At 66.5% G+C, this 13,663-nt stretch carries 8 protein-coding genes; 5 read left to right on the top strand and 3 right to left on the bottom strand.

Translation table 11 applies throughout. The features are described 5' to 3' along the window. Positions 1 to 69 precede the first annotated feature (69 nt). The gene (locus FHT02_RS14450) at positions 70 to 1,320 is read right to left on the bottom strand and encodes an N-acetylmuramoyl-L-alanine amidase (protein WP_184088977.1); all 1,251 of its coding nucleotides are present in this window, start codon (positions 1,318 to 1,320) and stop codon (positions 70 to 72) included. A 480-nt stretch (positions 1,321 to 1,800) separates the two neighbouring features. Between FHT02_RS14450 and FHT02_RS14445 the strand changes: the two genes are divergently transcribed. The 5 genes from FHT02_RS14445 (at position 1,801) to FHT02_RS14425 (ending at position 9,775) form a co-directional block, all read left to right on the top strand. Then, positions 1,801 to 4,551: an Rne/Rng family ribonuclease gene (locus tag FHT02_RS14445; protein ID WP_425506441.1), complete on the top strand. Its 2,751-nt coding sequence runs from the start codon at positions 1,801 to 1,803 to the stop codon at positions 4,549 to 4,551. 124 nt (positions 4,552 to 4,675) lie between these two features. After that, the gene (locus FHT02_RS14440; protein ID WP_184089182.1) at positions 4,676 to 6,043 is read left to right on the top strand and encodes a M48 family metalloprotease; all 1,368 of its coding nucleotides are present in this window, start codon (positions 4,676 to 4,678) and stop codon (positions 6,041 to 6,043) included. After that, positions 6,044 to 6,799 carry a DsbA family protein gene (locus FHT02_RS14435; protein ID WP_184088974.1) on the top strand — a complete coding sequence of 252 codons (756 nt, stop codon included), beginning with the start codon at positions 6,044 to 6,046 and terminating at the stop codon, positions 6,797 to 6,799. Positions 6,800 to 6,980: 181 nt separating this feature from the next. After that, entirely contained in the window at positions 6,981 to 8,180 is a 1,200-nt protein-coding gene (locus FHT02_RS14430) for a multidrug effflux MFS transporter (RefSeq protein WP_184089180.1), read from the top strand. Between the two features lie 215 nt (positions 8,181 to 8,395). Further along, entirely contained in the window at positions 8,396 to 9,775 is a 1,380-nt protein-coding gene (locus FHT02_RS14425; protein WP_184088971.1) for a POT-type proton-dependent oligopeptide transporter, read from the top strand. Here FHT02_RS14425 and FHT02_RS14420 read toward each other — a convergent pair. Both FHT02_RS14420 and FHT02_RS14415 read right to left on the bottom strand, forming a co-directional pair. Beyond that, on the bottom strand, positions 9,733 to 10,458 hold the full coding sequence (locus FHT02_RS14420) for a DeoR/GlpR family DNA-binding transcription regulator (protein ID WP_343056957.1): 726 nt from the start codon (positions 10,456 to 10,458) through the stop codon (positions 9,733 to 9,735). The two genes, FHT02_RS14425 and FHT02_RS14420, sit on opposite strands and share 43 nt — an antisense overlap. 137 nt (positions 10,459 to 10,595) lie before the next feature. Next, positions 10,596 to 13,610 carry a TonB-dependent receptor gene (locus FHT02_RS14415; protein WP_343056954.1) on the bottom strand — a complete coding sequence of 1,005 codons (3,015 nt, stop codon included), beginning with the start codon at positions 13,608 to 13,610 and terminating at the stop codon, positions 10,596 to 10,598. Between the last annotated feature and the right edge of the window lie 53 nt (positions 13,611 to 13,663).

Below are 13,663 nucleotides of genomic sequence, written 5' to 3'. Positions count from 1 at the left end.
ACGTGTGCGAAACCACTCCGCCGATTTCGTCCTATAAGAGCAGGACGGAACGAGGGAATCGGATTGTCGTCAGCGGGAAGCCATGCGGGTGGCGAAATGGATTTCCACGGCCTTGCGCACGCTTTCGGCAACCTTGGTGCGCCCAGCGGGCGATGCCAGGAACTCGGCATCGGCGAGATTGGAAATATAGCCGGTCTCGAACAGCACCGAGGGAAGGTCGGGTGCCTTGAGGACCATCAGCGAGGCCATGCGGTGGTAATTGGCCTTGATCGGGATAAGCGGCTGGGCCTCGCGACCGAGCAGCCGGGCGAAGTTGGCCGACATGTTCATCGTCTCACGTTGCGTGAGGTCGATCAGGATCGAGGAAATGTCGGGGCTGGCGCCGCCCAGATCGACGCCGGCGATGATGTCGGCCTTGTTCTCACGCGCCGCGAGCCTGGCGGCTTCCTTATCCGAAGCGACTTCGGACAGCGTGTAGATGGTCGCGCCGGTCGCGTCGGGATTGGCGGCGCTGTCGCAATGGACCGAGATGAACAGGTCCGCCTTCAGCCGGCGGGCAAGGCCAAATCGCTCCTGGAGCACCAGGAAACGGTCGTCGTCGCGGGTCAGGGCCACGCGCACCCGGCCCGAGGCGAGCAGTTCTTGCTTGATCGCCTCGGCGATGCGCAGCGTCACGTCCTTTTCGCGCAAGCTGCCGTCGGGGGACAGTGCGCCGGGATCGTGCCCGCCATGGCCGGCGTCGATCACCACCAGCGGACGGTCAGCATCGCCATACACCTTGGGCAGCTTCAGGCTGGCCCTGCGCTTTGGCACGGGCATGGACACCGAGTAGCGGTGACGTGCGGCGGGCTGGAGGAAGGTGAAGGGCGGCAGGAAGCTCAGGCGGCGCTCGGCAGCGGCGCGGGCGAAGCGTTCGTCGTCCACTGTCTTGATCTGAAGCGTGAGGGTGCGGCCGTCGCGGCCGAAACTGCCCTCCGTCACGATGGCCGGGCGGGCGAGATCGAACACGATGCGGGCGCCGCCGGCCCCCTGCGCGCCCTGGCGAATCGTCGCCACCGGGCCATCGGCATAGGCCGCGCTGCCTGGTTCGGCGCCATCGACGTCCAGCGCGATGCGCTGTGGGCCGGCGAGCACGAAGCTGCTCGCCCTGGCGACCGGCGCGTCGAAGGTCACGACGATGCGATCGCCGCGAACGCGCACTTCTTGAACGACGCCCGCCCAGCTCGGAGCACCGGTCAGCCAACCGGAGAGCAGGGCGAACAGGAACAACACCCGCGCGATATGCCGCGCAGGGCCCTTGGGGGTCCAGCACAATTGCATGACTTGGTACTCGATACGCGTCTACCCTGACACGGACATCATAGGCGAAGAGGCTCAAGTCGCGGTTAAATCGCAGGGTTAATCATGCGGAAACCTGGCGCTGCCATGTTCAGGAATTGTCCGTAGTCCCCGCGAAACAATCATTGCGTTGCGCGTAGTTGCCGCAGGGTGCGGGGGGTGCTAGGCAATCCATATCCCGGCTCTTGTATCGGGAAGTATCCGCGGCCACGTGTGCCGTGACAGTTCAGGTTGACGCTCGCATGAGGCAATTTCCCCACCGTCCGCTTCGCCAGGCTTTCGCCGGCAGCGCGGCCGTGGTGGAGCCAGTGGACCGCCGGTCCGCGCGTGCCCGTGCAGCAACAGCATCTTTTCCATCCAGCGAGACTGCGCCCGGAACGTCCGGCGCGGCCCGCATTCAATATCGCGCGCACGCGCCCCGTTCCGTGAGGGACATGAGCCGGCGCGCCCGGAGAACATTCAATGACCACGCGTATGCTGATCGACGCACGCCACCGGGAGGAAACCCGGGTCGCCGTCGTCAAAGGGAATCGGATCGAGGAATTTGATTTCGAGTCTGCCGAGCGCAAGCAGCTCAAGGGCAATATCTATCTAGCCAAGGTCACGCGGGTCGAGCCCTCGCTCCAGGCCGCGTTCGTCGATTATGGCGGCAACCGCCACGGCTTCCTCGCTTTCAGCGAGATCCATCCCGATTACTACCAGATCCCCAAGGAAGACCGCGAAGCGCTGCTGCGCGAAGAGGCCGAGCATGCCGCCGAGGAAGCGGCACTGCGCGCCCAGGAGGATGGCGACGAGGATTATGACGATCACCTGGAGGCCGATGCCGAAGGTGAGGACGGCGTAGAGCTGGTCGATCACGAGCACGACGACGAAGAAGACGAAGACGCCGAGCATGAGGAAGGCTCGGAAGAGGGCGGCTCGGAAGAGGGCGGCGAAGCGCGTGGCCGTGGCCGCCGCCGCGGCAAGCGCAGCGGCAATGGTGACGAGGCCGATGCGCTGCGCCAGCGCCGGATGAACCTGCGCCGCCGCTACAAGATCCAGGACGTGATCCGCCGCCGCCAGGTGCTGCTGGTCCAGGTCGTCAAGGAAGAGCGCGGCAACAAGGGTGCGGCGCTGACCACCTATCTGAGCCTTGCCGGCCGTTACTGCGTGCTGATGCCCAACACTGCGCATGGCGGCGGCATCTCGCGCAAGATTTCGAGCGCCGCCGACCGCAAGCGCCTGAAAGGCATCATGGCGGACCTGAAGCTGCCGCCCTCGATGGGCTGCATCGTCCGCACCGCGGGGCTTCAGCGCACCAAGACCGAGATCAAGCGCGACTTCGATTATCTCGCCCGGCTGTGGGACGGGATCCGAGAGGAGACGCTCAAATCCTCTGCGCCGGCTTTGGTCTATGGCGACAGCGACCTGTTGAAGCGGGCGATCCGCGACATCTACAATCGCGACATCGATGAAGTGATTGTCGAGGGCGAGGACGGCTATCGCCAAGCGAAGGAGTTCATGCGGCTGCTGATGCCGAGCCATGCGCGCAAGGTGAAGCAATATGCCCATGCGGTGCCGCTGTTCCAGCGCGCGGGCGTCGAGGACCAGCTGTCGGCGATGTACAACCCGGTCGTCCAGCTGAAGTCGGGCGGCTATCTGGTCATCAACCCGACCGAGGCCTTGGTGTCGATCGACATCAACTCGGGGCGGTCGACCCGCGAGCATAATATCGAGCAGACCGCGACCGCGACCAATCTGGAAGCTGCGCAGGAAATCGCGCGCCAGCTGCGGCTGCGTGACATGGCCGGGCTGGTCGTGATCGACTTCATCGACATGGATCATTCGTCCAACGTCCGTAAGGTCGAGAAGGCGATGAAGGAGGCGCTGAAGAACGACCGCGCCCGCATTCAGGTGGGCCGCATCTCAGCCTTCGGCCTGATGGAAATGAGCCGCCAGCGGCTGCGAACCGGCGTGCTGGAAGCATCGACCCGCACCTGCCCGCATTGCGAGGGCTCGGGCCTGGTCCGCACCGCGTCGTCGGCCGGCCTGTCGGCGCTGCGTATGATCGAGGACGAGGCTGCACGCGGCCGCGGCTCGCACATCACGCTGCGCGCCAGCCAGGAAGCGGCCTTCTACCTGCTCAACCGCAAGCGCGCCGAACTGGCCGAGATCGAGGACCGTTATGGCGTCCTGATCGAAGTGATCGCCGACGGCGAGATCGAAGGCGCGCGCATGGCCGTGGAGGCTGCCGGCCCGCCGCCGGCCTATGCGCCCAAGATCGAGGCGCTGGTCGAAGAGCCCGAGGACGAAGAGGACTACGTCGAGGAAGTCGACGAGGAAGAGGAAGAGGCCGAAGAGGCGGAAGCCGAAGCGCCCCGCGCCCGTGAGGAGCGTCCGCGCGCCGAAGGTGACGACGAGGGCCGCGGCAAGCGCCGCCGGCGCCGCCGGGGCCGTGGCCGCCGTGGCCGCGAGCAGGAAGGCGGCGAGGAAGCCGTCGGCGAAGAGGGCGAGGCCGAGGGTAACGTGGAGGCAGAAGCCGAAGCCGAGGATCGTGCACCGGCGGAAAACGAGTCCTCGCAGCCTGCTGATAGCGATGAAGGCGAAGGCGGGCGCAAGCGCCGCCGCCGTGGCCGTCGCGGTGGTCGCCGCGGCAGCGCCGGCGCCGAGGACGCGGTGAGCGATGCCGCCGGTTCGACCGAGGCCGCCGCAGCCGCCGAGCCCGCCGAGGCTGCGCTCGAGGCAGAGCCGGTGCAGGCCGAAGCCGAAGCGGCGCCGCAAGTAGAAGCGGAGCCCGCCCCCAAGCCCAAGCGGACGCGCCGCAAAAAGGCCGACGCTGCTCCCGAAGCGGGTGCCGAGGCCGCGCCTGCCGAAGCCGTGACGCAAGCGCCCGAGGCCGAGGCGGAACCCGCCCCCAAGCCCAAGCGCACACGCCGCAAGAAGGCCGATGCCGCTGCAGAAGCAGCGCCCGCCGAAGCTGCGGCGGAAGCGCCCGAAGCGGAAGCCGAGCCTGCGCCGAAGCCCAAGCGGACGCGCCGCAAAAAGGCCGATGCCGCATCTGACGCACCGGCTGAGGCCGCCACCGCAGCCGAAGCGCCCGCAGAAGCGCCGGCCGCCGAGGCAGCGCCCCTGGCCGACGCCTCCGCGCAAGACGGTGGCGACGCGGACACCGCGGATAGTGGCGACGGCCAGACGCCGCGCCGCGGCTGGTGGCAGCGCACCTTCGGCGCCTGATCGGACAAGGCCTGATCGGACAAGGGGAGCGGCGCATCGCCGCCGCTCCCCCTCCTTCACGCCGGGTTCAGGCGCCGGGCCGAACAGCGGCCCGCGAATGGAGAGTGGAAGGATGATCGTGGGGATGAAGCGCGTCGTCGCCTGGCTGGCCCTGCTCTGCCTCACCTGTTTCGCCGTTCAGCCGGCAATGGCGCAGTCGATGCTGCGCGACGCCGAGACCGAGGCGTGGCTGTCGGACATCTCCCGCCCGCTGTTCCAGGCGGCGGGGCTGTCGCCTGCCAATGCCAAGGTGGTGCTGATCCAGGATCCCTCGATCAACGCCTTTGTCGCGGGCGGGCAGATCGTCTACATCCATACCGGGCTGCTCGACGCCGCCGACAGCGCCAACCAGGTGCAGGGCGTGATCGCCCACGAAATCGGCCACATCGTCGGCGGCCATGCCGTGTTCCAGAACGACGGCGGCTATACCAATATCTCGATCCTGAGCCTGTTGCTCGGCGTGGCGGCGATCGCCGCGGGCTCGCCCGAGGCGGGCACGGGCATGATGATGATGGGTCAGCGCGCCGCGATGGGTAAGTATCTGGCCTATAGCCGCGTGCAGGAATCCTCCGCCGACGCGGCGGGCGCGCGCTATCTCGGCACCGCGGGGATCAGCGGGAAGGGCATGCTCGGCTTCTTCAACAAGCTGACCAAGCAGATGCACAGCTATGGCTATTATTCGACCAGCCCCGAAGTCGATCCGTTCGCGCAGACTCACCCGATGTCGCAGCAGCGCGTCGAGACGCTGACCGCCGATCTTCAGGCCAATGCCGCCTGGAACAAGCCCATCAACCAGGATTTCGAGACGCGCTTCAAGCGGATCCAAGCCAAGCTGCGCGGCTATGTGAACGAGCCCAAGGCGACGCTGCGCCTCTATCCGCCAAGCGACGAGTCGCTGCCGGCGCATTATGCGCGGGCTTATGCCTATCACAAGTCGGGCTATCCCGATCAGGCGGCAGCGGAGACGAGCGCGCTGGTCAAGGCGGCGCCGAACGATCCGTATTTCCTGGAACTCGAAGGGCAGATCCTGCTCGAATCGGGCAAGCCTGCCGAGGCGCTGGCGCCGCTGCGCGAGGCGACGCGCCGGTCGAACAGCCAGCCGCTGATCGCCGCGACCTTTGGCCACGCGCTGATCGCGACCGAGGACAAGGCGAACCTGGCCGAGGCCGAGAGCGTGCTGCGCCAGGCGGTGGCACGCGACCGTGAGAATCCATTCGCCTGGGTCAATCTGGGCACGGTGTATGACCGCAAGGGCGACCAGGCACGTACCGCGCTGGCAACCGCCGAGCGCTCAAACCTGGTCGGCGACACGCGCACCGCGCTGATCAGCGCGCGCGCGGCGATGAACGGACTGCCGCAGGGATCGTCCGACTGGATCCGTGCGCAGGACATCATGATGGTGTCGCAAACTGCGATGGAAGAAGACAAGCGCAACAAGCGCAGGGGCAACTGAATGACCGAAAAGCCGTTGCGTCCGCTCGTGCTGGCGGGGGTGCTGATCCTGTCCGCGGCGCTGGGCGCGGCGATCTATGCCTGGATCGCCCGCGCGACTGCGCCGCAGGTGGCAGGAGAGACGATCCGCCAATATCTGCTCGAGCATCCCGAAGTGCTTCCCGAGGCGATGGAGCGGCTCCAGGCGCGCGAGAGCGCCAAGGCGCAGCAGGCGCAGGCGGCGGCGCAAGGTGCGGTGCCGGGCCAGATCGATGCGCTGGCCAAGCCCTATGCCGGGGCCTGGGCCGGCAATCCCGACGGCGATGTGACGGTGGTCGCGTTCCTGGATTATGCCTGCGGCTATTGCCGCGCGAGCCTGCCCGGGATCAGCGAATTGCTGGCCAAGGATCCCAACGTACGGGTGGTCTACCGCGAATATCCCGTGCTGGGGCCTGAGAGCGTCACGGCCGCGCGCTGGGCGCTCGCCGCCGCCGAGCAGGGCAAGTTCCGCGCCTTCCATGAAGCGCTTTACGCCGCCGGACCGACCGCCCAAGGCATCGAGCAGGCCGCGGCCAAGGCCGGGCTCGACAAGGCCACCGCGGCGCGGACCGCGGCGTCCAAGCCGGTCGAGGCCGAGATCCTGCGCAATCGCCAGCTTGGCGAGAAGCTGGCGATGACGGGCACGCCGAGCTGGGTGATCGGCGGCAAGCTGATCTATGGCGCGCAGACCTATGACGGGCTGGCACAGGCAGTGGCGGCGGCGCGGGCGGGAAAGTAGCTGGACCCGCTCTTCCCGTCAGGGGAGTGAAGGTTCGCGAGGTACTTGGTTCCAGGCGAACGCCAGGAAAGACAGCGCCGACTTCCGCTCCCGCGCGGATTGATCGCCGATCAAACCGCTTGTGGTGACCGTCATGGTCCGCAAGAGGAGCTACATGAGGTCCCATTCCGCACCCGCGGGCATGCATCCCCGCGAATTCGTCACGTTCATCGCGGCGCTCATGGGCGTCAACGCCTTGGGTGTGGACCTGATGCTGCCGGCGCTTGCCGATATCGGCCGGGATCTGTTCGTGACCGAAGCCAACCACCGGCAGTGGGTGGTGACCGTGTACATGGTGGGGTTTGGCATCGGACAGCTGGTGTACGGACCACTGGCGGACCGTTTCGGACGCAGGCCGATCCTGATAACGACGCTGGTAGGTTTCGTGGCCGCCAGCATCTTCGCGGCAAGCTCTGCCACATTCGAGGCGTTGCTTGCCGCGCGCCTGCTCCAAGGGCTCATGTCGGCCTCCACGCGCGTGCTGGCGGTGGCGATTGTGCGCGACGGCGCCTCGGGCCGGCAAATGGCACGAACCATGTCGGTCGCGCAGATGATCTTCTTCATCGTGCCAATCCTGGCGCCCACGCTCGGACAGGGCTTGCTCGCCCTAGGGCCGTGGCGCTTCATCTTCTATGCGCTGGGTATGTTCGCGGCGTTTGTGCTCGCCTGGACGCTCGTGCGCCTGCCCGAAACGCTGCCCGTGGCCAGGCGTGTCCCGATCTCGATCGCCAGCCTGAAGCAAAGCTACCGCCTGACCCTCTCAAATCGCTTTTCGGTGGGATATGCCGCGGCGGCATCGCTGACCTTCGGCGGCATCATCGCATTCGTATCTTCCGCCCAGCAGATTTTCGTGGACGAGTTCGGGGCCGGCCAGCGTTTCGCTGTGCTCTTCGCCCTTTGCGCAGGCGCGATGGGGATGGCGTCGTTCGCCAACAGCAGATTGGTCGAGCGGCTGGGAACGAGGCTGATTTCCCAGTCCGCCGTTCTCGCGCTCATCTTCCTGTCCGTCGTGCATGTCCTGGTAATCGAGTGGGGCTGGGAGACGCTGATCAGCTTCATGGTGTTCCAGGCGCTGAGCATGACGTGCATCGGCCTGTGCGGCGCGAATTTCGGCGCCATGGCAATGGAGCCGGTCGGCCATATCGCCGGCACTGCGTCGTCCATACAGGGCTTCATCACCAGCATAGGCGCAGTGCTTGTCGGCTCGGCCATCGGCCAATCCTACGCAGGCACGACGCTGCCGCTCGCGATCGGCTACCTCGCGATCGGCGTGGCCGTGCTGGTGCTCGTCTACTTCATCGAAGGCGGGCAACTATTCCGGCCGCGCATGGAGCCTCGCTAGGCGCCGAGCCTCCTGCCTTCGCGCTGGGTAGCGACGAAGCGCACGTCTTTCGCACCACCTCCGCCGAAGCGCCGGAGTCACTCGAGGATACGCGTTCCCCGTCCGGCCTGTGGTTCAGGACGCGTCGATACCAGGTGCCCCCAGCGGAATTGCCGGGCATGTCACGAACCTGATATGATTGGCACCTACCCGGCCTTGCGAAAGGTCAGGGGCAGATGGGTAGCGCAACAGGTGCTGTTCCGAACAGGCGCGCCGCGCCACAGGCATTTTACGCGTTTGCGGCCACAGAATGCGCGGCGCGTTTTTCGCTCGCCGGGATCAAATCCATCCTCGCGCTGGTGTTGATCGATCATGTGCTGGCAGACGGCGCGCGGGACGTGTTGGGCGCCGGCGCGCTGCAACACTTCTTCCAGCGAATCTTCGGGCCGTTGTCGACATCCGGGCTGGCCTCGCAACTCTATGGCGTGACGGCCGGGCTTTTGTACCTGTCGGTGCCGCTGGGCGGCATATTGGGCGACCGCCTGGCGCGGCGCGGCCGGGCCATCTATCTCGCGGGTGCCTGTATACTGGCAGGGCTCGCGCTCATGGCGAGCCGTGTGTTGTTCCTGCCCGGCCTCGCCCTGTTCGCGGTGGGAGCGGGGGTGCTCAAGGGCAACCTTTCGGTCATCGTCGGCGCCTTGTTTGCCGACGCGACCGCGCGCCGGCGCGGCTATGCGATCTACCTGGGCTTTCTAAACGGCGGCATGGCGGTTGGCCCGCTGGTGTGCGGGGCGCTGGAGGCGAAGGCGGGCTGGCGCTACGCCTGCGCCGCGGCAGCGGGCATGGTGCTGCTCGGGCTGCTGAGCTGGCATTTGGCCGACCGGCAGCGTGGCGGGGGGGCCGTGCAAATGCCCCAAACACCCTCCGACCGAGTCGCCAACAGCCATAGACGCGGAGATTGGGCGCTGCTGGTCGCCACGCTTGCCGCCACCTACCTGTGCTTCGCCGCCTATGAACAGCTGGGCAACATGTTCATGCCCTGGGCACGAGCGCGCGTGAACCTGCAAGTGGCGGGATGGACGATACCCACCGCCTGGCTGCTGGCGCTGGACGGGCTGTTCACCATCGCGCTGATTCCACTGGCGCAGTTCGGGTTGCGCCTGCTCGCGCGGCGCGGCTGGGTGACGGAACCGCTTTGGGAGATCGCGCTTGGGTGCGTCGCCTGCGCCGTGGGCAATCTGGTGCTTGTCTGCGCCGAGCTTGTCGCCGGCGGTCAGGCGTTGCCGCTGGTCGTGGTCCTCGCATATCTCGCTTGCATCGACCTTGCCATCGTCCTGGTCTGGCCGGCAGGGCTCAGCCTGGTCACCGCCGCCGCCGCGCCGCGCGACGTGGGGCTCTGGGTGGGCCTGTTCTACTTGCACGGTTTTGCCGCGAGCCTGTGGATCGGACCGGTCGGCGCGCTGTACGGGCGCATGCCCGCAGCACAGTTCTGGTCGTTGCATGCCGCGATCGCGCTGCTGGGCGCCGTCCCTCCGGCTGCGCTTGCGCTTTGGCGGGCAAGGCCGGCTGCGGATCAGGCGACAACGACCTCCGCATGCGCGAAGGCGCGGGCATAATCGTCCGCCAGCGGCTGGTCGGTGACCAGAATGTCGACCTCCTCCAGCGCGGCGGTGTGCATCAGCCCGTGCCGGCCGAACTTCGAGGAATCGGCACCTAGCAGCACCCGTTCGGAAGTTTGGTACGCGATCCGGCTCATCGCCGCCTCGCCCGGATGAAAGTCCATCAGCCCCCGCTCGGCATGGATGGCGCCGACCGACAGGATTGCGAGGTGGGGCGTAAAGCGCGCGACATAGGCCTGCGCGCTGTGGTCGGAAAAGGCGCGGTAGCCCGGGTCCATCTCTCCCGCGGCGAGGAACAGACGGTTGTCGTTGATGCTGCCCAGTTCGGCGGCGACCTGCAGCGAGTTGGTGATCACCGTCAGCCCGCGCCGCTCCACGAGTTGGCGGGCGATGAAGCACGACGTGGTACCCGAATCGATGAACAGGATCGCGCCATCGGACACGAAGTCCGCGGCGGCGCGGGCGATGCGCAGCTTGGCCTCCGCATTCTCCTCCATGCGCTGGGTGAGCGGCCCTTCGAATGCCGATGCGGCGAGGCGTGCGCCGCCATGTTCGCGCACGATCGCGCCCTGTTCCTCCAGCGTGCGAAGCTCGCGGCGGATGGTCTCATCGGACACGTCCAGTTCCGCGGCAAGCCCGGTGACCGAGACTGCCAGCCCGCCGCGCAGCCGCGCGACGATCTCGCGCTGTCGTTGCGTACGTTTCAGGATAAACTGTCCCCTCCTTGAAGGACTTGGCCGCGACCGTGCCGTCGCTGACCGAAGCGGTCAATCGGGCAGGACCGGCATAAGCCGATCCGGCCCGATCTGAAGCGCGTCTAGAAGCCGAGCCGGAACTGAAGCCGCACATAGCGCGGCGACTGATAGGCCACCGGCGTGCGGTACAGCGGGTTGGCCGAACCGTCGCTCAGTTCGCCCGACTGGTTATACGCCGTGACCGACTTCATGTTGAACAGGTTGAACACGTCGAAGCGCAGCGACGCGTCGACTCGCGGCAGCGGCAGGCGTGCCACCGCGCTGGCATCGATCTGGTACAGCCAGTCGCCGTCGAACGCGGTGCCGCGCGGGATCAGCTCGCCGCGGCAGTAATAGCTATAGCCATGATAGCCATAAGCGGTCGGGTCGACTTCGATCGGCACCGTGCCGATGCAGCTGTTATGCTGCGGCGACTGGATCAGCACGTTGCTGCCAAGATCGAGGAACTTGAACGGCCGGAAGCTGCCGTACATCTTGAGCGTGTGCCGGCGGTCGTTGGGCAGATAGCCATAGGAGCCGTTGGTGAACCCCGGCGAATCGAAGTCGGCGGAGCGGTTCACCGAAAGCTGGCCGTTCTCCGATCGGATGCCGCCTTCGTAATTCCCCTTGTCCATCGCCCAGGTGTACGAGCCGGCCAGGCCCCACACCCCGTCGAAGCTGCGATCGAAGGTGAAGGTGAGCGAGTTGTAGTTCCGCTTGGGCTTGGGATAGCGAAGGTCCTCCGCGCGCAGCGTCACCACTGGCGTGGTCCCATCGGGCAGGCGGTTGATCCGCACCGTCAGGTCGCGCCCGGGATTGGCGATCGTCCAGTTGCTGCCGCCGGGATAGGCCGCGGTGCACTGCGCGGCGGTGAAGCCGGCGCCGACGCAATAGGCACGGGCGCCGAAGTCGATCGAGATGTCCTCGATCGCGTTCTGCAGCGTGCGGTGCGTGAAATACGCGCCCACGCGGATGCGGTCGCTGAACTGGTGCTCGCCGCCCAGGATGAACTCGTTGACCGATTGCGGCTTGAGGTTGTGCGCGATCGCCCCGGAGTAATCGGCGGGCGTGCCGTCTGCCGACACTTCGCAATTGATGATGCCGGTGTCGGGGCACGCGCGGAAGTTGGACGGGCCCAGGATCGCTGCGCCCGCCACGGGGGTGTTGTCGCCCGGGTTCAAGCCATTGAACACATTGTAGCGGGTATAGGTGACCAGCCCGCCGGCGACGTTCAGGTTGATGTCGCCCGCCATCGGCAGCGCGTACTTGCCGAAAAAGCCATAGGCCTTGGTCCGCCCGTCGCCGAACACGTCGAACGAGGCGCCGAGCCGCGGCGCCCAGAGATCACCCGAGTCATAGTAGGATTCGCCGTCCACGCCCTGGTTGCTGAAGCGGTCGTTGCGCACGCCTAGCTGGAGCTTCAGCCGGTCGCCGAGCAGCGACCAGTCGTCCTGGAGGTAAAAGGCTTCGTTCTTCACGGTGGTGCTGCCGTTGTTCCGGTACACGCGGGTCGTGTAATAATCGGTGCCGACCGGGACGCCCAGCCGCGTGGCCGTTTCGGCGTTGGCAGTGAAGATCTTGAAGAAGCCGTCGCCCATCGTCTGGTGGATCTGAGTCGACTTGTTGTTCTCGTGATCATAGCCGATGCGCAGGTGGTGCCCGCCGAGCAGCTGGAAGTTGAAGTCGACATCCGCGCGGTAGAAGTCGCGCTTGTCATCGGTCTGGCCATAGGCGTCGCTGACGCGGTTGAGGCCGATATCGGTGCCGGCGGGGTTGGTGCGGTAATCCAGCACCTTCTCGTTGGTGATGTCGAGCGGCAGCGATCCGTCGCGCAGCTTGTTCACGCCATATGCGGCCGAAACCGTCAGCCACGGCGCGAAGGTGCCGGTGTAGCGCCCGACATAATTGATGCCGCCAGCACGCTGGTTGGTGCCGCCCACCACGTCGCCACGTTCACCGCTGTCGCGGTCATAGTTCAGGCTGCGCGTGCGCGTGTCGTTGGTGCTGTCAAAGTAGGTGAATTCGAGATGCTGGTCGTCGGTGATGTAGCCGTCGACCTTGATGCCCCAGAACGGGCTGCGGTTCTTCACCTCCGTCGCATTGTCCTGGTCGGCGTCGGGGGTGAACGAGGTGAAGTCGCGCAGATTGTAGAGACCGTAGAAGAACAAGCGGTCCTTCACGATCGGGCCGCTCGCCTGGAACACCAGTTCGCGGCGGGTGGCGGTGGCGTCTTCATTGTCCAGCTCGATCGTCGCGGGCGAGGAGGAGCGCAGGCCGTTCGGCTCCCAGGTGCCGAGCACGCTGGCGTGGAAGTCGTTGCTGCCCGACTTGGTGACGGCGTTGATCACGCCGCCGGTGGCGCGGCCGAACTCGGCGGGAAAGCCGCCGGTCTTCACTTCCACGGTCTTGTAGAAGTCAAAGGGCACTTCGACGGGGGTCAGGCCCATGCGGAAGTTGGAAATGTTGAGGCCGTTGACGAAATACGCATTCTCGGTGAACGCCGAACCGCTGATCGCCACTTGGTTGGCGAAGGTGCCGTTCGAGCCCGAGGATCCGCGCACGACGCCTGGCGAAAGCAGCACGACCTCCTGAAGCGATCGCGCAACCGGCACGCGCTTGTCGATGTCGGCCAGGTCGATCACCGCGCCGGTGGTGGTGTCGTTGAAGTCTGCGGTACGCACGCGCGATCCGCGGATCACGATCTCTTCGGGTGCATCCGCGCCGAGCGGGATCAGGCGGAAGCTGTTGGCGCCGCCATTGCCGCGGGTCAGCTGGACCTGATGCTCCTCATAGGGCGCGAACTGCGCGGCGGTGACGCGGAAGTCGTACGCGCCCGGCGTGATCTGGGCGAAGCTGTACGCGCCCGCCTCGTTGGTCTGGGTGGTGCGGGTTATGCCCCGGTCCGACGACGTGATGGTCACCGTGGCGCCGGCGACCGGGGCGCCGTTCTCGCCCATCACGCGACCCGAAGCGACGATGTTGGTATAGTCCTGCGCGCTCGCCGGCGCGACAAGCGTCACGGCTGGAACGGCTGCACCCAGCAGCAAGGCAGCACGCAGCGGCGCGGCACGCCGCACGGTTCGCGAAAAGCACTTCACGATGAGACCCCCATTCATTGATCTTTGTTCATCGAAGATGCGGCTCGCCCTGC

Source organism: Sphingomonas xinjiangensis, from assembly GCF_014199255.1.
In the GTDB taxonomy this organism is placed as follows: domain Bacteria; phylum Pseudomonadota; class Alphaproteobacteria; order Sphingomonadales; family Sphingomonadaceae; genus Sphingomonas; species Sphingomonas xinjiangensis.
The sequence above is the reverse complement of the archived record's forward strand: the minus strand, read 5'-3'. Positions and strand labels throughout refer to the sequence as shown.